The organism is Salinimicrobium oceani (assembly GCF_012037645.1).
The window spans coordinates 1-365 of the sequence record NZ_JAAVJR010001073.1 but is presented as its reverse complement, the minus strand read 5'-3'; the positions used below and the strand labels follow the sequence as shown (position 1 = coordinate 365).

Below are 365 nucleotides of genomic sequence, written 5' to 3'. Positions count from 1 at the left end.
CTCCGCAGACTTTCACGCAGCTGCTTATGGTTGGCGGAATGGATAAATACTTCCAGATCGTAAAATGCTTTAGGGATGAAGATCTGCGGGCCGACCGGCAGCCGGAATTCACACAGATTGACTGCGAAATGGCTTTTGTGGAGCAGGAAGATATTCTCAACACTTTTGAAGATTTTACCCGTCACCTCATCAAAGCAGTAAAAGTTGTTGATGTAACCGAATTTCCGCGCATGACCTATGAGGAGGCCATGAAAAAGTACGGAAATGATAAGCCCGATATTCGCTTCGGAATGGAATTCGGAGAGCTGAATGATCTGGCAAAAGACAAAGGTTTCAATGTCTTCGACAGCCAGGAACTGGTAGTG

The 365-nt window shown here is 46.0% G+C and carries 1 protein-coding gene; it reads left to right on the top strand.

Annotated features, from left to right (window positions below; all coding sequences use genetic code 11):
* The coding region (locus HC175_RS20835) for an amino acid--tRNA ligase-related protein (RefSeq protein ID WP_317172385.1) at positions 1 to 365 on the top strand (365 nt) is incomplete at both ends.